Here is an 18,928-nt window from a genome sequence, read left to right as displayed (position 1 = left end):
TTGTAGAATAACTGCAAAGGTACAGTGAGGGTTTGCTGTGCCTTTTTTATAACTGTATGTAATTTTAATATTATTCACTAACTCTTTTTATGCAAAAATAAATAATTTCTTATATCAGTTTGTTTTTTCAATGATTGTATTATTTTGAGACTTGTATCAAGTTTCTGGAATTAAATTCCAATATCGATATTCGATAATTCTCATAACCAAATAGTAACCCCTTTGAATTATAAGTGTTTTTACTTATTATCAGCCTGATTCTGTGATTATCTACTTCAGTTAACCCTAAAATTATTCTCTTTATCGCCGATAAAGTTAAATATCGTCATTTTATCTCACCGAAAGAGAAATTCCATGCAGAAACTTCGCGATTACTCAATTCGTACTGCGGTCTTCGTATTATTAAGTATTTTATGCCTGATTTTGGGGGGACAAATGTTTACAGTGGTTGGTCACTATCACGTATTGCAGATGGAAATGATATCGATAGACAATTAGTCCAGCAAATGACAGTACTTAGTCAGGGAAACGATCAATATTTTCGATTTGTCACACGACTGACTCGGGTAATGGAAAGTAAAAGTGAAGGAAAAACAGTAGATTATGCCCCTGTAAAAGAGGCTCTGTCGAATATGGAAAAATATTTAGAACAGATGAAGTCTATCTCTCCAGGACCAATGGACCCTGAAATATCAGAGCAGGTAATTTATAGTTGGCAGGCGCTATTCGATGATGGGGTAACACCTCAACTTATGCTAAGCATGGACAATGATCCGAATAAATATTTAGCCCATGCTCACAACATTACTCCTGCTTTGAGCCGCGCTTTTGGTGCTTCAATTCAAAAGTTTAATCAGACGGCTGATGCATTGATTAGTCATACTCGGCAACATGTTGATAATGTGATGGATATTACGCGTATCGTCATGATTATTACGGCAATACTAGGAATATTGATGCTCATTTTTACGGATCGCTATATGGCGACTATGATGCAAAAGCCATTAGGGGTGTTGAGACAGCACTTTATTGAAATTGCAAAAGGGAATTTAAGCCAGCCAGTGCTACCGTTTGGTAACAACTGTGTGGGGAGATTATTTCCGATCCTTGAAGAAATGAGAAAAGATCTGCATGAATCAGTAGGCTCGATCAGGCAAGGAAGTGAGAATATTTATCTGGGGGCGAGTGAGATTTCTAATGGTAATAATGACCTTTCATCGCGTACTGAAGAACAAGCGGCTGCCTTAGAAGAAACCGCTGCGAGTATGGAACAAATCACCGCCGCAGTTCAGTTGAATATGGAAAATACACTTCACGCAAACCATTTAGCTAGCGAAGCTTCTGTGGTTGCGAATAAAGGCAATGAAATTGTTTACTCTGTCGTTACAACGATGAGTGAAATTTCACAAAGTTCACAAAAAATCTCAGATATCATCAGCATGATGAATGACATTAGTTTTCAAACAAATATCTTAGCTTTGAATGCATCTATTGAAGCGGCTCGTGCTGGTGTGCATGGTCGAGGTTTTATGGTGGTTGCGGCTGAAGTTCGTAAATTGGCAAGTCACAGTGCAGATGCCGCTATGGAGATTGAAAAGTTAATTGCTAGTTCAGGTGCTTGTGTGGAAAAAGGAACGGGGCTAGTTAATGAGATGGGAAAAACGATGGAAAGTATCCTGCGAGGTATTAACGAGGTCACTGCTATTATGAAGCAAATTACGGTAGCTTCAGAGGAGCAAAGTAAAGGGATTGCACAAGTCGGTGTCGCTATTACGCAGATGGATAGCGTTACCCAGCAAAATGCGTCTTTAGTTGAACAAGTTGCTACGGCAGCTAATTCATTAAGCCAGCAAACCCGAGAGCTACAGCAGTCTGTGCAACAGTTTAATTTATCCGCATAGTAAGGTGAGATTGCGCCATTTTGTAGAGAATAAAAAGCCCTCACTGTATTACAATGAGGGCTCACAAAAGCACAGTATTTAGGAGCTAAGATTATTATTATAAGTCAGCAGTAGGCCTAATATTATTAGCTTCGTTTAAAATATTGTTTATAAATCGTAGTCGCGTGTTCTTTTAAAATACCTTTAACTACAGTGGGCTTAAATGGGCTTTTTGCGAATATTTCATCACTGCCGAGCATGATATTAAAGCCCGCAATTTCAGCTAATTCATCATGTGAAAGGCTATAAACCATTCGTCCTAATTGGCTCCAAACCATTGCTCCCGAACACATGCAGCAAGGTTCACAGCTAGTATAAAGAGTATACTCTGACAAGTCTGTAATTTTATGCTCTGAACAAAACTTTCGTATAAGACCTATTTCTGCATGATAGGTGGGGTCGCTCTCGGTATGAATATGGTTTTCTCCTATCATCACAATTTGGTTAGCTTTCACTAATATTGCCCCAAAAGGTTCATTGCCTTTTTTAGCAGCATCAGTTGCAACAGCTAAAGTTCTCGTCATAAATTGAATATCCAATTCGTGCTGTTGAACTTCTTTTTTCGAATTAATGACCATATTTATATTCCTTTATCGAGCTAGTTTATTTCATTCTATTTACATATTAACATGTTAATGCTATTTATATTTGTCGTTTCTTGATTTTAAATTATCTTAATGAAATTATAATAATTTAATTGTCCATTTTTGATGGCTCCTTTATAGACAAATACTGATTTAAACGTTTGATATATTAAAAGCCATTGATGAATCAGTAGTTTATGCTAATAAGCTAATCTTATTAGCACAATAGCTCATGAGATTATTAATAAAAATCATTTAGTCTAAGGTGATTGGGGTGTTTACACATTAATTAATATTTTATGCTCACCTATTATTGAAAAAAGATTAAGACTAACTGTTATTTTTTAAAGTTACATGAATTCAAAAACTTTTTATTTATAGAGCCTCCAATATTAAAACCCCCGTTGCATTGCTGACTCCAGCAGACGAAGCAGATCCCATTAGAGTCGCACTTACTGGAATCGATTTACTCGTTAAGTTATCTAATTGGATCCCCATTCCATTAGCTTGAACTTGTGTACCATTAAATGATACTTGGGCAGAAACTCCATTACCAAAATTAAGACGACCGTTTGTTACATTACTTCCCGTCAACTTAAGTTTGTAATTTTTTGCACTACCCGAGGTACACGAAATCATTAAATTTACATTTTGAGTGAGGCCAGTAACATTAAAGTTTGTTGATGAGTAATTTAAATTTAAGTTTTGACTATTTAAGCTACACACTGCAGAATCTTCTAATTCTGGAGGAGTTATATCATTTGGCCCTCCTTTTGTGCATGTTGATTCAAAATCTGTCGAATAAATATCAGAAACACCTGTTGTAGATAACTGGTTTTGAAAGAGAATGCCTCTATTGCATAGCGGATATTTACTTAAATGTTTCCACACAGCTGCACCTTGTGAAGTCATAAAGTTATGTTTCACAGTATACGTATTTCCCAAATATCGACTTAGACATTTTTGATAACTAGCATTATCATTTGGTGTACAGATTAAACCCGGTACTGTTTCAGTCCATTCAATCCTCAGACCATATCCACCTCCTACCCAGTCAAATTTACCTTGACGAGAAATAGTGGTTGAATTATTTGTCGCATTAATTCTATTATTAATCGCTTGGTTTAAAGTACCCTGGGTAAGGCGTATCGTTATTTCAATTTCACCATCTAAAACAATATCATTATTATCTCTACAGTTTGCATGTGGATTGCTTGGGCCAATACAATTTGAAAGTGTGTAATGAAGCCATTTTGTTGATATTTGTTTAGGGTAAATAAATGAACTGCCTGCAGGCAATTCGGTAAGTTCTTCCGATAAGCATTGCCCTGAAAATAAAAAAAACAGAAATAATAGTCTATTCATTATTGCTTTCCATATTTATCTTTATAAAAAAATTTTATTCATATTCTAGTGTAAAAGTAGTTGTAGCTACGAAATCACCCAGAATAATATTTTTTTCTTGTAGTGCTTTAGGCTCACCTTGAATATATGCTTTAAAATTCAAATTATTACCATTACCAGAATGCAATCCTTGAATGTGACCTTTCATTTTGTTCAGTTTTATTGGCGTACCATTAGCTGATTCTAATCCCACAGCAATACCTTTTGCGTGACTTACATTATTTAAAGCTAATAATCCAGGTAAAGTTGTGCTTTCATTACCTGTAAAGGTAACTTGAACTTCTTTTCCTAATACCAAATCACAATTAATTAAGCGAATAGTAAAAGGCTGACTATTCGTACGTGTATTGAGATATAGATATTCATCAATTACAGTCCCAAAATCGAGTTCAATATTTTCATCCCCTGGGTATACTTCGCAGGCATCCTCTACCAGCGTGCCATCAAAAAGTACGTCATCTGCAAATATTGGGAATGATATACTTAATATTACCCAAGGAAGCCAGCGGCCTAGTTGTATTTTCATCTCTTAGTCCATGGTGTATTTATTGAAATGCAATCGCTAATGTACCTTGTGCTGTAAAATCATCTCCCACTAAATCAACGCCAGTTCGCTTAATCGGAACTGCAGATAGTACTGGTAAATGCCCTGTATCAATAGCAAATGCCTTATTTAACTCCAGCGGTACACCATCTTTTTGTATTTGGATGCCTAGCTTGTTTACATTCAGTAAGCTAGAAGTACGCAATGTTGCATTATCAAATCCTGAACCTGCTAAAGTTGCATTAAAAGATAAAGTGATATCCCAAGGTTGATTTAAATCTCCTTGGCAATTAAGTTGATAAGGAATATTTTGCTTAAATAAATGCCCATCAACTTTTCGCACTCCCACCTTCCCAAAAGAAACTCTGATCGGGTCTTCATGTCCTAGCTGACAGACTGGCGGAATAATCAATGTCCCATCAAATAGCCAATTAGCTTGTGAGTTCCATGAGACAATAGTGAGGAGTATTACTCCTAGCCCGTTACGTAAGAAGCAAATTTTTTGTAATAATGTTCCCATTATGTCCCTCATTGATAATCTACTTTCAGGGTTGCTAACGCAGTAAATGCACCTCCATCCGTATTACTGTAGCTCGCAGTTAGATTTTTTATGGGGGCCACTTTAATTGTAGGTAATGCAGTATAATTCACGTTTATAGTCTCATTAATTGCTTGGCGTACATCATTTAGATAAAATGCTATACCCAGTTTAGAGTGACTAGTTTTGAGCGCTCCATTGCTATTAAAACTAGTTACATCACCTTGAATCGTAAGTTTAATTGCATTCTTCGCCAGCTGTGTGCATGTCAATTTAAATACCAATGTCTGCTGGTAGTTAATTCCATCGATACGCGTTAATAAAATATCGTTAAAATGCACAGCCTGCTGTTGTCCATTATTTAAAATACATTCTGGAGGTGTTACTATTAGGTTTCCGGATAAATTAGCTCCGATACCGAATGCCATACCAGAATTAATCAGAATAACGAAAGTTAAAATTGACTTTAAGCACCGATTTAATTTCATAAAGATTTCCTCAGCGGTAATCAACAACCATCGTTAATACACCATTAAATTCACCACCGTCAGTGAGTACTGTTCCTGTTGGTTTTACTGGGACGGCATACAATGCGGGCATGCTCCCACCATAGGTGAAGTTCAATGATGTTCCATTATTCAAGCGAGTATTATCTTGATAAATAGCTATTCCTAAATTACTTCGATTAGTGCGCACTACATTTTGGCCATTTAACGTGATGGCATTCCACGTTAAGGTCATTTTTAGCGCGTTGTTGTATACCTGTGTGCAATTTAATGCATACATAATTGGCGTGCGTTTATAACTGCTATTATTAATCAATGTTTCATGTACATCGCCAAATTGTACATCGGTTGTTGAGCCTCCATTAACTGTACATTCTGGCGGTGTGACAACTAACGTACCATTAAAATTCACCGTAAACGCGGCTGATGCTGGAAATGACACTATATTGAATGTGATAAACATGTAGAACCAGCTGTGGATTTTTGCCCTCATTTTTTCATCCTATTGATAATTTAAGGTCATGGTCATGGCACCAGAAAATGCCCCCGCGTCTGATAACATAGTGCCTGTCGGTTTGACTGGTACGGCATACAATGCGGGATGAGCGCCAAGTAGGTTGAAATTTAGGCTGTCTCCATTACTTAATCGAGTTGCATCTTGGTATATTGCTATTCCTAAATTAGTGCGATTGGTTTGAATAGCTGATAACCCATTGAAAGTCACCGCACTCCAAGAAAGTGACATTTTCAAAGCATTTGTTGCAACACTAGTACACGCTAACCTATAGTCAATTGGAGTACGTTTATAGCTGACGCCATCTATTAACCCCTGTTGAACTTGCCCAAATGAAACCGTTATTTCATCACCATTACTGATGGTGCACTGGGGTGGCGTAATAATTGTTAGTTTTAAATTTAAATTTGCAGTATCTGCCTGTGTTTGATTAAGTACTCCTGACAATATTCCAATTACCATCATCCCTTTGAATATGGCAAGGCGGAATTCTTGTTTGTTTTTTAATGACATGTGCATTGCCTTTCTGTTAATCATAATTCAATTGAAATCGAATTAAGGCGGAGTAGGCGCCTGCATTTAACCCCATGGTTGTTCTCACTGGAGTCACGTAATACGTCAACTGATTTTGCCCAGGTGATACTAAATGAGGCGAGCTATACTGCCCTAATGCAATGGGAGAGTGAGTTGCATCACTGAATTCTAATGCTATTCCTTTTGCTCCAATAACTGCCGCTAAAGATGGATTTTGTTTATCAGCTGGTGCTAAAAAACGGATTTTCATTGCAGGCATATCGGGGCTCCAAAGTAAGTCACCCAATTGGTTTCGATTACGGCTTTCCCCACTTAAACAATCTTCTAAACGTAACACGACAGCTATGGGGGGGCCTGATTGCCCGACTTGCTGAAGTTGACCCGTCCCGATTGTACCTAGGTCGATTGTTTGATTTGCAGAAGTCATCGCTAATCGGCAAGCACTTTCAGTTAAAGCTCCGTGAACATATAGAGTGCCATTTGCCCCATCTACATCCCAATTATCCACTTTGTCCAATTCCGTGGCGTTAACAGTAGTGGCTAGTAACACTAGCAGCATCCCTCCTAACGCATGACGATATCGTTCTAATTCCAGTACTATATTCATGGTGATTTCTCCTACTCAAACACAGTAATTGTGATTGATATCGTCTTGTTTTAAGGTTTTTGTGAAGGGACGACATAACAACTCTGAGATTGACACTGGAAAGATAGTACCGGGCGCCCGCCGTAATCATTGATATAAGTTAAAACTGGCTTGTTACCCAATGCATCAGCTGCTCCACTTATCGTTTGACTACTTTTGGGGGCAATCATAATAGGTTCAAAGCCATCAACGGTTTTACCTTCTGTGCTCGGTGCTGCATCTACTATAGTGACGTAGTAAGGCGTTGGGTTGGTCACTGTATATTGGTTATCTTTGCGCGTTAATGTCAGCTTTTCTTGCCACGGGGTGTTCATTTGTTCACGTGTCGGAATAATCGTTTTCGGGCGATAGAACAATTTAATTCGTGTTTGTAATGCGAGTTGTAACGTGTTTGGCTTATCACTTTTAGGTGGGATCTCACGCAAGTTAAAGTAAAACACCGACTCTCTGTCTTGTGGTAACACAGCTGTACCAGGAAGTGATTGTATTTTCACCTGACTCTTAGCGCTAGGCTCTAGTCGCTGAACTGGGGGAAGAACTGTAAATGGTTCGCTGATCTTTTCCCCTTTTTCATTTTCAATCCACCCTTGCGCTAAATAAGGCAGTTGTTTATTTTCGTTACTGATGTTTAGGCTAATTGATTTATCATTTTCTGTAATAATAGCCCGTGTTCTATCTAGTGCTATTGCAGCTTGAACTGGAGATACTCCAATTATGCTGAGTATGCTTCCTAATAACCAAATAGAAGAATAGGGTAATACCGAGCCAAATAATTTATGGCATAATTTATTTGTCATTAATAATTTCATTATTTATTTTCTCATTCTGTAAAAGCAGTGTCTTTTATTTACGCTGCATTCATAAATATCGAACGAATAAAATTATTCATTCGCATTGATTTACTAGAAAAGTAGGCTGTCTTGAATTGACAATTTCATATTTGATGAAAAAAGTGCCTGTAATTGTATTGATATTTACTCAATTCATTTCCTCGAAGGTTGTGTTGATTGAGTTTTTATTACCAGCAGAGAGACACGGTAACAACCAGCTAGAAAACAATGCTTCTCCTGTTGGTAAAGTTTCCGGTAATGTCACTTCACATTGAGTTCTCTCATCCCAACGTATCTGCAAAATATCATTTGGGTTTAATCCAGTTAAATAGGCGCTTCCTTCATCACCAATCATTCCTACCTGTTGGCCTCGTCGATTAAATACCAAAGCACCAAACGGTGGGTAACTGTTATCAGCGAGCCGTAATATGGCCATGGCACTTGCACCAGCAACGACTTCAAATTGACGATAACCTATAGCACCTTCCGTTAATGTTCCTTGTTTAACCGATTGTGTTACTTGTGCATCATTGGGTAGGGCATTTAAGTCTACGCTCACTTGATTACGGTAATAGCTATTCACATCAGTTAAGATTGCTTGCCCAAAACGATTAGAGTCAACTGTTGCGCCGTACCCTCGTAAGGGAATGCCAGCTATGCCATCAGTATCGACAAAAATACGTGTTCCTCCCATTTGGTTATTTCTGTGGAATACAACACCGTCTCGTATTGCGGTGACCCCACCTTGTAAAGACAATCCAGCAGAGCGGTAGCGGTTTTGTTGATAAGTAGCATTTGCATTTAATGATGCAATATCACCTTGATGAGAATAAAAACCACTGACTAAAGCACCAGTACGAGAAATCCCTGTGCTTAGTTGGTAATTACTGCGCTCATCCAAACGGTCGTAATACCCGATCCTTTGAGTGTTATCATTTTTATTCCAACTACTATTCATATTGAGAGAACCAGAATTTCCCCATGGCACTGATAAAGAGACATATACCCCATCATCATTCGTATTTTGATAACTATTACGATACGCCGTCAGGTTAATGCTTAAATTTTTTAGCTTATCCATGTCAAAATACTTGGCTATAGATAGGCTATAGCGGTCATTATCTGGCTGATCCCAATAGGTTTGGTGATAATAATTAAGATATGCACTTAATCCGACACTCGGAAATTGTTGGTTATATGAAACGGTATACATTTCTTTGCTGCTATATTGCTGAACCCCACTCATTTGCGCATTTAAGTACTCTGACATACTCATAAAACCTTTTTCCGCGAAACGATAACCTGCAAAGGTTACTTGGCTGTTATAAGCATCAAAGTGTTTTGAATAACTTAGGCGGTATGAGTTGCCTTTATAGGTTTTATTTCCAACATCAGTCATTCCTTTTAAATTAGAGCGTGCATGTGTAATATCGAACGATAATGCTCCAAACATCATTAAATCACGTCCGATACCGAGTGCTGCAGAAGCATAATTTTCAGCGCCAATTGCGCCACCAAATAATGACCAACCGTTGTTGACTCCCCAAGAAAACTCACCGCTCGCAAAAGTTTCACCATTTACATGGTGTTGCCAATCAGTAGGACGTCCTACTGCTAACTTGTAACGTAATTGCCCCGGACGAGTTAGGTAAGGGACCGTAGCTGTATTTATTGTGAAAGTTTGGATTGAGCCATCTTGTTCTTTAACTTCAACATTTAATTCACCTGACATGGCATCATTTAAGTCCTGAATACGAAAGGGACCAGCCGCAACTTGTGTTTGATAAATAATACGGCCTTGCTGGCTCACTATTACTGTCGCGTTACTAGTGGCAACCCCAGTAATTTCAGGAGCATACCCTCTTAAATTAGGAGGGAGCATATTAATATCGGTAATTAAACTCATTCCCGTAAATCGGAAGCTATCGAAAATATCTGACACCAGATAATCTTCACCTAAGGTTAATTTTGCACCCAAAGATTTAATGGCTCGGTAAATATAATAACGAGACCAATCTAACGAATGTGTTACGCTTTGGCTTTGTTGTTTATCTAATCGCATTTGCCAATCAGCACGAGCACGCCATGCGCCTAGGTTTACTCCAACTACGCCATTTCCACTGGTGTTGTAATTAGTTTGCTCGCCACCGCGTGTTTGCTGTGATACTTGTGTATTGACGTTATAATCAAAGACCATCCCTGATACGCCATCTTCCCAACGTGCAGGAGGGTCCCAATTTTCAGCGGTATATTCCAAATATGCTTGCGGCATATTGATATATAATGTTGAACTAGCTAAATCAGCTTTAACATCGGTTCCCTTTAAGCTATCAAGTGACAAACATTCTCCTTCATGCCACCATGACAGTTTGTTCATCACCTCGGGTTTCAGACCAAATTGTTCGACAATACTTGGCGTTAAGCACACTAAACTATCACCTTCATCTATAGGCGAGGTGTAGTAATAAATAGGTTGTTCTGGTAACGTCTGCTTATTCACATAAATAGCAAAACTATATTCACCTGGCATTAAATAACCGGATTTTGAAAACTGGCTCAAGTCAATGTTAGCTCGGTCGTTTACATCCAAAATATCGGTATTAAACTCAATCTCTTTCGCCTGCCCAGCAAAGCTTACTACCAGTGTAATACATAGCCCCACTACACTTGGATGAAACCACCCAAGTAACGGGGTGCGAATGAAATCCGAGGTCATTGCCCCACCTTCTCTTATTTTTATCTATGATGTTTATTTAATAACCGAAATGAACAACGACTTATGCGGTCTATTCGTAATCTAATTTAAAACGTATGTGGCTAGAGTATTGTCCTGCTATCAACGCATTTTTATTTGCTACTAACCGTAAATTGTATGACAGGTCGCGTTCACCAATTGAAAGTGTTTGGTGCGATAAACTTTTTCCTGGGATGGCAATTTCACCGTCTTCGCGTTGAATCTGTAGTCCAACACCGCTCGCCTGGCCATCTACTTGAAATAACCCTTGCGATTGTGAGCCGTCAAAGGTGACTTGAAAGTATTGCCAATTTGGCTTAGCGGGGTTTTGCCTAGCTAAAACACAATTAACTAAACGAATATGAAAAGTACGAGCAGGTCCTTGGCCATCTCTATGAATGGCGGCTAAAGGTAAACTTCCCATATCAATAGTTTGATTTCGGCTTCCAACATCAATAGAACAAGCTGTTTCAATAATAGAGCCTTGCATTTTGATGCTCGCTCCAGCATTCGCTGAAAAGGCCAAGACGATACAATGCAATCCAAATGTACCTTTGATAATTCTCATTTTATTTATCATGCGTACCTCTCACCGAATTTTAAAAGCCTGAGCGATATCCTTATCTCATCAGGCCATTTATTCGTTTACTCGTAGTTCAGTGTAAAGTCAGCTATAGAGCTAAATTCACCTGTTTTTGCTTTATCACCATCACCAATCAAATATGCGGCAAAACGTAGAGTGTTGCTGCCATTTTGGATTATTTGGAATGGAGAGGGTTTGCCCAGTGTGATTACTTGGCCAGCTGGGTTAGTAATTTGAACACCTGCTCCGGAAGCTGTACCGACAAGTCCTAATGTCTTATTTGTTGTATCAAATGCTGCAGCTGCACCACTGAAAGTCAATTGGACTCCACTTTTTAAGTTTTCGGATTTGCAGTTTTCTAATGAAACATCAAATGTACGTGGGGTTGATCTACCTCCGCCCATTAATGTTGAATCTGCAATTTGTCCTAACTCAATAGTTTGATCGATAGAATTAGGCGATATTGAACAAGGTGCTGTAATAATAGCTCCTTTAAATGTAACTTTACCGTGCCCCATATCAGCGGCTAATACAGAAGCGCTCATTGCACTCGATACTAAAACTGCAAAAATAACTTTATTCATATATTCCTCAGAGAATCATAATAAATATTTGATGTGTTTTTGTTTGAAAATGTTTAAAGCCACTTTAATTATTAAACTTAATAAAGTTACTTAATAAAAGTAGATGGTATCAGATGCCGTGATGCTTTTTCTTAAAGTTACCACGTCATCATAATTTGATTTGTTTATTTCAATAATAATGTTCTTGATTAAACTTTCAAATGAGATGTTTAAAGCTACTGAAATATTAAATAACATATCGACTGTTAGCTTATTGACACCTCTTTCATAGCGAGACATTTGCTGTTGTGAAATATTTAATTTTGTTGCTAATTGAGCTCCAGTAATACCAGTTTCTTTTCTTATTCTTTTTATTACAACTCCACAATAAGAAGAAAAACAATTGGCAGAATTCTCACTTGGAGCATCTTTATGTTCTTGTAAGTTCATACAACTATTTTCCAAAAGAAAACTACTAATTTAAATTAATAAATTAGTAACTTATTATTAATATTAGTTCTTTAATTAAAGAGAAAGCTAATAATATTCATCGTTGCCTTGATTTCCTACAATTATAAAGAGTGAGAAATTTAAAAGCAAACTCACTAATTTGAAGTTTTTAATGAATAACCATAAATTTACACTTTTTACAGTTTTTATAATTATATATAAATCAATGTGTTGTGATTTTCTGCGAGATGTGTGTTTTTTAATTTATCAAAAACTGATAAATCAATGACAATACAAAAAAGCAATTCTAAAGATAAAAACAGAATATTAACTCGATATTAACATTTTTTCATACTTTATCTTTATTTGTAACGTTTAAGTGTGTAAAAAGCAAAGAAAACACATAATGTGAGTAATCAAAACGTGGTATATATAGTGAAAAATACTTAAATATCATGGGGTTTAGTTTAAGTAAAGAAAACTCTCATCGTGAGTGAAAAATAAATATTAACTAACATAATTATCAGATAATAATAAACGCATAGGTACTTAACATCACCAAATATCCTATGAGTAAACCGCTATGGTAATAATTTTCATTCAGTTTTTCCTCAATAAGTTGTTCATTGTTTTTTCTTGTTCAACTAATTCTTTTTAAGGTATATAAATCTGTATATACATCAGGAAATGACATTGACCTATTATGAAAAGTAGGTACTGTAATAAATGCTATCTTTACTAATAAAATAATTTAAATTCTTGTATAACAATGAGTTCAGAATTTATTATATAAAGTCAAATGGAAGGGTGTTAGTCAGTTATGTGATTTTTAATCAGCGTAGACTTATGTAAGTTGAACAAGGGTTATTAGGTTGGGCTATAGTTTTATTTACTATTTTGAGAATGGTGAAATAATAATATTTTAAACTCAGTGAGTGATTAATATTTTTTGTGTTTTAGCGAACTATTAATAATGACTGAGTACTTTAAATATTAAATTTCCTTCTGTTTTAATAGCTTATTATTAATAATTAAATTTTTTGATGTGTTTGCTGTGATGGTAAGCGCACTGTGAATTTTATTTACTGAATATAGTATTTATTATTATATTTTAGATGATGTGATTTATTGAGGCTATTTAAATTTATTATATTTAAGTTAAATCAACCTAGGGTTAACAGGGAATAAAATAGGTTATCTAATAAAATAGGTGAGTGAAGTATAAGTTTATAGGGGCTTTTAGGGATTGAAAGGGCATTGGGGGGAATGGTAATTTAACTGGTAGGGAGTAAAGCTAGGTTAGTCTAGAGCAGTACATTTTGTGTATTTAATGAGAAATACTAAATACCTGCAATAGAAGAGTAAAATATACTAGCCGCATGCGTCGCAGTACTGTGGCGTTTCTGGTGCCCAGTCATTTAAACAAAAAGGCACCTTCTAAAATATAGAAGGTGCCTGTAAAAACACTGCATTAACCGACTAGGATTAGTTCATGCCGTATTTTTTCAGTTTCTTACGCAGAGTACCGCGGTTGATACCCATCATCAGGGCTGCACGGGTCTGGTTTCCACGGGTATATTGCATAACCATGTCCAACAAAGGCTGTTCTACCTCAGCCAATACCAGCTCATATAAATCGTTAACATCTTGATTATTTAATTGAGCAAAATAGTTCTTCAGTGCTTGCTTGACTGAATCACGTAACGGTTTTTGAGTTACTTGATCTTGTGAATTTACAGTAGCAACGGTTAGTACGTCAGAATTTACGCGTTGTTCGAACATAGTTCTGTCAGCTCTTATCTTTATTTACGCAAAAATTTTCAAAAAATGCTTCCAACACCTCCAGCTGTTCGCTGGCATCCTCAATGGTGTTGAATGAGCGCCGAAACTGGTCATCAGGTGCATGTTCCTTTAAGTACCAAGAAACATGTTTGCGCGCTATACGGGCTCCTTTGCCTTGACCATAAAAGTCGTGCAATTCCTGTACATGCGCTAGCATAATGCGTTGTACCTCTGCCATTGGCATCGGTGGCAATATTTCACCTGTGTCCAGATAATGCTGGATTTCCCGGAAGATCCATGGTCTTCCCTGAGCCGCTCGTCCTACCATCAAGGCATCAGCCCCTGTGTAGTCCAAAACAGCCCTGGCTTTTAGCGGGTCAGTAATGTCGCCATTGGCAATAACCGGAATGGTAACAGTCTGCTTAACTGCCCGAATATTGTCATATTCAGCTTCCCCATTAAACAGACAGGCTCTAGTTCTGCCGTGAATGGTGAGTGCTTGAATGCCGCAATCTTCGGCCAATTTGGCAATTTCTATGCAGTTTCGCTCTTCAGGTGACCAACCTGTGCGGATCTTAAGAGTAACAGGTACATCCACTGCTTTTACGACACCTTCTAGAATCGACTTAACGATTTCTGGATAACGTAGCAGTGCAGAACCTGCAAGCTTACGATTCACTTTTTTAGCTGGACAGCCCATATTGATATCGATAATTTGAGCGCCACTCTCAACATTAATTTGAGCAGCAGCAGCCATCTCATCGGGATCATTGCCAGCTATTTGAACGGAACGTACCCCAAGTTCATCACGATGAACCATTCTGAGCCTAGATTTGTCTGTCTTCCAAACCTGAGGGTTAGAAGAAAGCATTTCTGATACCGTCATACCTGCGCCCATGTCATAACAGAGTGACCTAAAAGGTTTATCTGTAATGCCAGCCATTGGGGCAGCAATAAGACAGTTTCTCAACTGATATTGTCCGATTCGCATAACTAAATGGGGGCCATACTGTGACTGCAAGGGCGCGTATATTACGCATTTTTTACGAGATATGAAAGGACAAACTTTGAGCAAACGGTTATTTATCACTAATTTTTTTATCTTGCATTCTAGCAACTAAAAAATTAGTTATATTTAACAAATAGTTAAGCGTACTCGATAACGATTTATTAAAATAACTGTTGCGTTGTTCAAATCTCGTGCAGAACAGATTATCACCAGCTATTGAGCAATATTTGAGCTATAAGATAATCTATTCTGGCGTTATTTTCAAAGGAATTATTCCCTAATTTTGATAAAAAAAGCCATCAAAAGTGCTTGACACCGGTAATACGGCACCACTCATCTTTTTCAGCCACAGGGTCAATTTCAAACATGGGTCGATAAGCATCAGCAACCCCTTCTGCTTGAGTGGCTAATACCCCAGAAAGACCCAGTAAACCACCTGCACGAGGCAATACGCTTATCATTGGGGCTAATTCACGTAGAGGGCCAGCAAGGATGTTAGCAACTACGACATCAGCTTGTAGCGCTTCCGGTTGGTCTTTCGATAAGTAGAGAGATAAACGCTCGGAGACGCCGTTACGTTGCGCATTATCGCGACTTGCAGTAATAGCTTGAGGGTCGATATCGATACCAATGGCATGAGCGGCACCTAGTTTCAATGCTGCGATCGCCAAAATGCCCGAACCGCATCCGAAGTCGATTACCGTTTTCCCTTCGAGATCAAGGCTATCTAACCATTGAAGACACAGTGATGTTGTTGGGTGGGTCCCTGTTCCGAAGGCTAAGCCTGGGTCTAACATGACATTAACGGCAGTTGGGTCCGGAACATCGCGCCAACTTGGGCAGATCCATAAACGCTCACCAAAGCGCATTGGGTGGAAGTTATCCATCCATTCTCTTTCCCAGTCTTTATCTTCTAATTGTTCGATTTTATGAATGAACCCAGTTCCAAGAAGAGGGCTATTTTCCAATTGAGAAACCACCCATTTCATGTCGGTTTCTGCATCATATAAACCAATGACGTCAGTATCACCCCAAAGACGAGTTTCTCCAGGTAGGGGCTCAAAAACAGGGGTATCATGGCTATCTTGAAAAGTGACGGATACCGCCCCAGTTTCGATGAGTTCATCGCCAAGAGCTTCTGCTTGTGGACCTGTTGAGTTGATGCGGATCTGTATCCAAGGCATATTTATCTCTTATGTTAAAATCTAATTTGTTGATGTCTTAATTGTGGGCAATTGTACTGGATTTTTGCCAAAAAAGTTACCTATCAAGAAGGCTATGAGGCTGAAAATTAGCGATGGAACGATAGCGTGAAAGCCCATAAGTTCTATCTTAAAGGAAGCAAAAATGGCATAACATACGCCACCGACAACCATACCGCAAATTGCCCCTGTACCATTGGCTTTTTCCCAATATAGCCCAAGAACTAATGGCCACAAGAAAACCGCTTCAAGACCACCAAACGCTAATAAATTCAGCCAAATAATCATTTGAGGTGGGTTCCACGCAGCGATCAAAAGCAAAGCCCCTAAGATCAAACTAGAACAGCTAGAGATCCGAGCCAGTTTTTTCTCATTTTTAATTTGCGTGGGCACTGCATTGAGGTAAATATCTTTTACGATAGTGGCTGAGGACTGCAAGAGCTGAGCATTAATAGTCGACATAATTGCCGCCATCGGTGCTGCTAAGAAAATCCCAGCGGCAAATGGAGGAAGGACTTGTACCATCAATGTTGGTATCACTTGGTCAGGGATGGTCAGATCAGGCAAAATTGCGCGCCCTAATGCACCCGCAAAGTGCATACCAAACATCAATATTGCCATCACGATAGTGCCTAAAATAATTCCTCGGTGAACAGCTTTGCTGTCCTTGTATGAAATACAACGCACCGCGGTGTGGGGTAAACCAATCACGCCAAAACAGACTAGAACCCAAAAAGAAGCTAAGAAAGGCCCACTCAGAATATCGTCAGCCCCTTCGGGCGACACTAATTTAGGGTCAATGGCATGCATTTTTTCGATGGCTGTAGGGAGCCCACCAGCATGGTAAATGATGGCAACAAGTAGGATCACTGTCCCGATAAGCATGACTAGCCCTTGCAATGCATCATTCAATACGCTGGCTCTGAAGCCACCAATAGCTGTATAGAGGGCGATAGATACCCCAAAAATTATCAAACCATAGGTATATGGGATACCAGCTGCTGTTTCTAATAGCCTTGCGCCGCCAATAAATTGCACTGTCATGGCGCCAAAAAAAGCAATGAGTAGGCTAACACTTGCAAACCAAACTAAGAAGCGGCTTTGATAGCGAGCGTAGAGCATATCGTTAAGGGTCACTGCATTATAGCGGCGCGCTAAAATAGCAAATTTCTTACCCAGTACGCCAAGGGAAAGCCAGATTGCCGGTAGCTGGATCATCGCTAAAAGTACCCAACCTAGACCATATTTATAGGCGGCTCCAGGGCCTCCAATAAATGAACTCGCACTGATATAGGTTGCGGTAATTGTCATTGCAAGGACGAAACCGCCCATGGAACGATTACCTAAGAAATACTCATTCAGAAATTCGCCTGTTTTCCGCTTTTTATAGGCATAAATTGATAACAGAAAGACGAGGGCAAGGTAACCGATTAATGGTAGGAGAACTTCAATCTGCATCATTCTCCTCCAGAGAGATATCTTTGAATATGAGCTTAACCATCATAATACACAGTAGAATAAAGATGACGGGCAAAATTAGGCATGACCATTCAAACCATAATGGTAACCCAGTAACTCCCATCGTATTGCTAGGAAGGTATGCACAAATAACCCAGCCTATCATATAGGCTATCGTTAAATAGAGTGACCAACGGGCCTCTTTATTTGATTGAAGAAAACGTTTGTCCATCCGTTATTCCTCCTCATTCTCACAAAAATAATCGGGGATTGTACGATAATCTGGGAGTGGAGTGTGAAAAATTCAGAGAAAAGCGATTAAAGGCAGTGATTTATTTAAGATGAACTTAGTTAAATATTGAGAGATAAAGTCAAATTAAGTAGATAAAATCTTAATAACCAGCATAAAAGACATAAAAATAAGGGTGTATGACGCAAAAAATAAGAATATAGAATTGTTTATTTTTAATCCTATTTTAGGGGAGGTAGATGCATTATGTCTTTTGAATGTAATGATCAAAAATAATAATGCGCCAGCCGCAGCTGCGGTTAGCATTAGGTATGAATGATTGAGTAACCCAGAACGCAGAAATAGCAATATATTTAGTGCTAAAACGAGTAGCGTTCGGCTCCAAGCTTGCTGTGTTCTTTCTGGTTGTAGTCCGGGGTCTCGCATTGCACTGCCTATAGTAAAATATATAAGAGTGCGAAAGAGGCTGCGGTCATGATAAACAATGTAATTAACAATAAAAAAGAAGTGTATTGAAGGGGTTTATCTTGCCGCATTGCTAATTCGTTTTGTTTCCAGCGATACAATGCCATCGCCGCAGTCAGCCCACCCGCCACAGCGAGCACTAATGCCAGTGCCATTTTTATCCATGGAAATTCGATAGATTGAAATAGTTGTTCGATGGCAATTGCACCAGCTAAAAAAGCCAACGCTGTTCTAATCCAGGCTAAAAATGTTCTTTCGTTAGCTAATGTGAATCGGTAATCCGGCGCTTTCCCAAGTATTTTCCAGTTTTCTTTTTTTATCGTCATTGGAATTCCTATCTTTTTTAGAAAAAGTGAGAAGAAAATCACAAAACATTAATGTAAGTGTGGGCT

The 18,928-nt window shown here is 38.4% G+C and carries 20 protein-coding genes and 1 pseudogene; 1 reads left to right on the top strand and 20 read right to left on the bottom strand.

Translation table 11 applies throughout. The features are described 5' to 3' along the window. Nucleotides 1-354: 354 nt before the first annotated feature. A pseudogene (locus RB151_RS18895) lies at nucleotides 355-1,901 on the top strand (methyl-accepting chemotaxis protein). 125 nt (nucleotides 1,902-2,026) lie between these two features. On the opposite strand, the gene RB151_RS18890 reads toward RB151_RS18895, so the two are convergent. From RB151_RS18890 to RB151_RS18795, 20 genes are all read right to left on the bottom strand, one after another. Then, complete coding sequence (locus RB151_RS18890; protein WP_048606135.1) at nucleotides 2,027-2,518, bottom strand: nucleoside deaminase; 492 nt, start codon at nucleotides 2,516-2,518, stop codon at nucleotides 2,027-2,029. Between the two features lie 381 nt (nucleotides 2,519-2,899). Further along, a complete protein-coding gene (locus RB151_RS18885) occupies nucleotides 2,900-3,889 on the bottom strand; it encodes a hypothetical protein (protein ID WP_071548620.1) in 990 nt (329 codons plus the stop codon). A gap of 34 nt (nucleotides 3,890-3,923) precedes the next feature. Continuing rightward, on the bottom strand, nucleotides 3,924-4,454 hold the full coding sequence (locus tag RB151_RS18880) for a fimbrial protein (RefSeq protein WP_048606137.1): 531 nt from the start codon (nucleotides 4,452-4,454) through the stop codon (nucleotides 3,924-3,926). A gap of 19 nt (nucleotides 4,455-4,473) precedes the next feature. Next, nucleotides 4,474-4,992: a fimbrial protein gene (locus RB151_RS18875; protein WP_042846284.1), complete on the bottom strand. Its 519-nt coding sequence runs from the start codon at nucleotides 4,990-4,992 to the stop codon at nucleotides 4,474-4,476. Nucleotides 4,993-5,000: 8 nt separating this feature from the next. Then, nucleotides 5,001-5,498 (bottom strand): fimbrial protein, encoded by a 498-nt coding sequence (locus RB151_RS18870; protein WP_042846282.1) that lies wholly within the window; start codon nucleotides 5,496-5,498, stop codon nucleotides 5,001-5,003. 10 nt (nucleotides 5,499-5,508) lie between these two features. Next, nucleotides 5,509-6,009 (bottom strand): fimbrial protein, encoded by a 501-nt coding sequence (locus tag RB151_RS18865; RefSeq protein ID WP_048606141.1) that lies wholly within the window; start codon nucleotides 6,007-6,009, stop codon nucleotides 5,509-5,511. A 9-nt stretch (nucleotides 6,010-6,018) separates the two neighbouring features. Further along, on the bottom strand, nucleotides 6,019-6,543 hold the full coding sequence (locus RB151_RS18860; RefSeq protein ID WP_225833058.1) for a fimbrial protein: 525 nt from the start codon (nucleotides 6,541-6,543) through the stop codon (nucleotides 6,019-6,021). A gap of 16 nt (nucleotides 6,544-6,559) precedes the next feature. Further along, the gene (locus RB151_RS18855; protein ID WP_042846278.1) at nucleotides 6,560-7,171 is read right to left on the bottom strand and encodes a fimbrial protein; all 612 of its coding nucleotides are present in this window, start codon (nucleotides 7,169-7,171) and stop codon (nucleotides 6,560-6,562) included. Between the two features lie 50 nt (nucleotides 7,172-7,221). After that, complete coding sequence (locus tag RB151_RS18850; RefSeq protein ID WP_042846414.1) at nucleotides 7,222-8,007, bottom strand: fimbria/pilus periplasmic chaperone; 786 nt, start codon at nucleotides 8,005-8,007, stop codon at nucleotides 7,222-7,224. Between the two features lie 181 nt (nucleotides 8,008-8,188). Beyond that, the gene (locus RB151_RS18845; RefSeq protein ID WP_052219339.1) at nucleotides 8,189-10,756 is read right to left on the bottom strand and encodes an outer membrane usher protein; all 2,568 of its coding nucleotides are present in this window, start codon (nucleotides 10,754-10,756) and stop codon (nucleotides 8,189-8,191) included. 70 nt (nucleotides 10,757-10,826) lie between these two features. After that, nucleotides 10,827-11,342, bottom strand: coding sequence for a fimbrial protein (locus RB151_RS18840; RefSeq protein WP_048606262.1), 516 nt, complete (start codon nucleotides 11,340-11,342; stop codon nucleotides 10,827-10,829). A 77-nt stretch (nucleotides 11,343-11,419) separates the two neighbouring features. Further along, on the bottom strand, nucleotides 11,420-11,941 hold the full coding sequence (locus RB151_RS18835; RefSeq protein ID WP_042846276.1) for a fimbrial protein: 522 nt from the start codon (nucleotides 11,939-11,941) through the stop codon (nucleotides 11,420-11,422). Nucleotides 11,942-12,031: 90 nt separating this feature from the next. After that, nucleotides 12,032-12,370 carry a helix-turn-helix domain-containing protein gene (locus tag RB151_RS18830; RefSeq protein ID WP_042846274.1) on the bottom strand — a complete coding sequence of 113 codons (339 nt, stop codon included), beginning with the start codon at nucleotides 12,368-12,370 and terminating at the stop codon, nucleotides 12,032-12,034. A gap of 1,485 nt (nucleotides 12,371-13,855) precedes the next feature. Further along, the gene (gene fis / locus RB151_RS18825) at nucleotides 13,856-14,152 is read right to left on the bottom strand and encodes a DNA-binding transcriptional regulator Fis (protein WP_004258438.1); all 297 of its coding nucleotides are present in this window, start codon (nucleotides 14,150-14,152) and stop codon (nucleotides 13,856-13,858) included. Between the two features lie 7 nt (nucleotides 14,153-14,159). Then, nucleotides 14,160-15,143 (bottom strand): tRNA dihydrouridine synthase DusB, encoded by a 984-nt coding sequence (gene dusB, locus RB151_RS18820; protein WP_004908195.1) that lies wholly within the window; start codon nucleotides 15,141-15,143, stop codon nucleotides 14,160-14,162. Nucleotides 15,144-15,460: 317 nt separating this feature from the next. Next, nucleotides 15,461-16,345 carry a 50S ribosomal protein L11 methyltransferase gene (gene prmA / locus RB151_RS18815; protein ID WP_042846272.1) on the bottom strand — a complete coding sequence of 295 codons (885 nt, stop codon included), beginning with the start codon at nucleotides 16,343-16,345 and terminating at the stop codon, nucleotides 15,461-15,463. A 21-nt stretch (nucleotides 16,346-16,366) separates the two neighbouring features. Next, nucleotides 16,367-17,821: a sodium/pantothenate symporter gene (panF, locus tag RB151_RS18810; RefSeq protein WP_042846270.1), complete on the bottom strand. Its 1,455-nt coding sequence runs from the start codon at nucleotides 17,819-17,821 to the stop codon at nucleotides 16,367-16,369. After that, nucleotides 17,811-18,053 (bottom strand): YhdT family protein, encoded by a 243-nt coding sequence (locus RB151_RS18805; RefSeq protein ID WP_042846269.1) that lies wholly within the window; start codon nucleotides 18,051-18,053, stop codon nucleotides 17,811-17,813. Before RB151_RS18805 ends, panF begins: the two co-directional genes overlap by 11 nt. Before the next feature lie 144 nt (nucleotides 18,054-18,197). Continuing rightward, the gene (locus RB151_RS18800) at nucleotides 18,198-18,497 is read right to left on the bottom strand and encodes a DUF202 domain-containing protein (protein WP_042846268.1); all 300 of its coding nucleotides are present in this window, start codon (nucleotides 18,495-18,497) and stop codon (nucleotides 18,198-18,200) included. An 8-nt stretch (nucleotides 18,498-18,505) separates the two neighbouring features. Beyond that, complete coding sequence (locus RB151_RS18795) at nucleotides 18,506-18,862, bottom strand: YidH family protein (protein WP_042846266.1); 357 nt, start codon at nucleotides 18,860-18,862, stop codon at nucleotides 18,506-18,508. Between the last annotated feature and the right edge of the window lie 66 nt (nucleotides 18,863-18,928).

The organism is Providencia rettgeri (genome assembly GCF_001874625.1).
Taxonomy (GTDB): domain Bacteria; phylum Pseudomonadota; class Gammaproteobacteria; order Enterobacterales; family Enterobacteriaceae; genus Providencia; species Providencia huashanensis.
The sequence above is the reverse complement of the archived record's forward strand: the minus strand, read 5'-3'. Positions and strand labels throughout refer to the sequence as shown.

What these genes read in the sequence shown, in the direction of transcription:
- RB151_RS18890 (WP_048606135.1), bottom strand. Translation starts at nt 2,518, where the DNA reads ATGGTCATTAATTCGAAAAAAGAAGTTCAACAGCACGAATTGGATATT.
- RB151_RS18885 (WP_071548620.1), bottom strand. Translation starts at nt 3,889, where the DNA reads ATGAATAGACTATTATTTCTGTTTTTTTTATTTTCAGGGCAATGCTTA.
- RB151_RS18880 (WP_048606137.1), bottom strand. Translation starts at nt 4,454, where the DNA reads ATGAAAATACAACTAGGCCGCTGGCTTCCTTGGGTAATATTAAGTATA.
- RB151_RS18875 (WP_042846284.1), bottom strand. Translation starts at nt 4,992, where the DNA reads ATGGGAACATTATTACAAAAAATTTGCTTCTTACGTAACGGGCTAGGA.
- RB151_RS18870 (WP_042846282.1), bottom strand. Translation starts at nt 5,498, where the DNA reads ATGAAATTAAATCGGTGCTTAAAGTCAATTTTAACTTTCGTTATTCTG.
- RB151_RS18865 (WP_048606141.1), bottom strand. Translation starts at nt 6,009, where the DNA reads ATGAGGGCAAAAATCCACAGCTGGTTCTACATGTTTATCACATTCAAT.
- RB151_RS18860 (WP_225833058.1), bottom strand. Translation starts at nt 6,543, where the DNA reads ATGTCATTAAAAAACAAACAAGAATTCCGCCTTGCCATATTCAAAGGG.
- RB151_RS18855 (WP_042846278.1), bottom strand. Translation starts at nt 7,171, where the DNA reads ATGAATATAGTACTGGAATTAGAACGATATCGTCATGCGTTAGGAGGG.
- RB151_RS18850 (WP_042846414.1), bottom strand. Translation starts at nt 8,007, where the DNA reads ATGACAAATAAATTATGCCATAAATTATTTGGCTCGGTATTACCCTAT.
- RB151_RS18845 (WP_052219339.1), bottom strand. Translation starts at nt 10,756, where the DNA reads ATGACCTCGGATTTCATTCGCACCCCGTTACTTGGGTGGTTTCATCCA.
- RB151_RS18840 (WP_048606262.1), bottom strand. Translation starts at nt 11,342, where the DNA reads ATGAGAATTATCAAAGGTACATTTGGATTGCATTGTATCGTCTTGGCC.
- RB151_RS18835 (WP_042846276.1), bottom strand. Translation starts at nt 11,941, where the DNA reads ATGAATAAAGTTATTTTTGCAGTTTTAGTATCGAGTGCAATGAGCGCT.
- RB151_RS18830 (WP_042846274.1), bottom strand. Translation starts at nt 12,370, where the DNA reads ATGAACTTACAAGAACATAAAGATGCTCCAAGTGAGAATTCTGCCAAT.
- fis (WP_004258438.1), bottom strand. Translation starts at nt 14,152, where the DNA reads ATGTTCGAACAACGCGTAAATTCTGACGTACTAACCGTTGCTACTGTA.
- dusB (WP_004908195.1), bottom strand. Translation starts at nt 15,143, where the DNA reads ATGCGAATCGGACAATATCAGTTGAGAAACTGTCTTATTGCTGCCCCA.
- prmA (WP_042846272.1), bottom strand. Translation starts at nt 16,345, where the DNA reads ATGCCTTGGATACAGATCCGCATCAACTCAACAGGTCCACAAGCAGAA.
- panF (WP_042846270.1), bottom strand. Translation starts at nt 17,821, where the DNA reads ATGCAGATTGAAGTTCTCCTACCATTAATCGGTTACCTTGCCCTCGTC.
- RB151_RS18805 (WP_042846269.1), bottom strand. Translation starts at nt 18,053, where the DNA reads ATGGACAAACGTTTTCTTCAATCAAATAAAGAGGCCCGTTGGTCACTC.
- RB151_RS18800 (WP_042846268.1), bottom strand. Translation starts at nt 18,497, where the DNA reads ATGCGAGACCCCGGACTACAACCAGAAAGAACACAGCAAGCTTGGAGC.
- RB151_RS18795 (WP_042846266.1), bottom strand. Translation starts at nt 18,862, where the DNA reads ATGACGATAAAAAAAGAAAACTGGAAAATACTTGGGAAAGCGCCGGAT.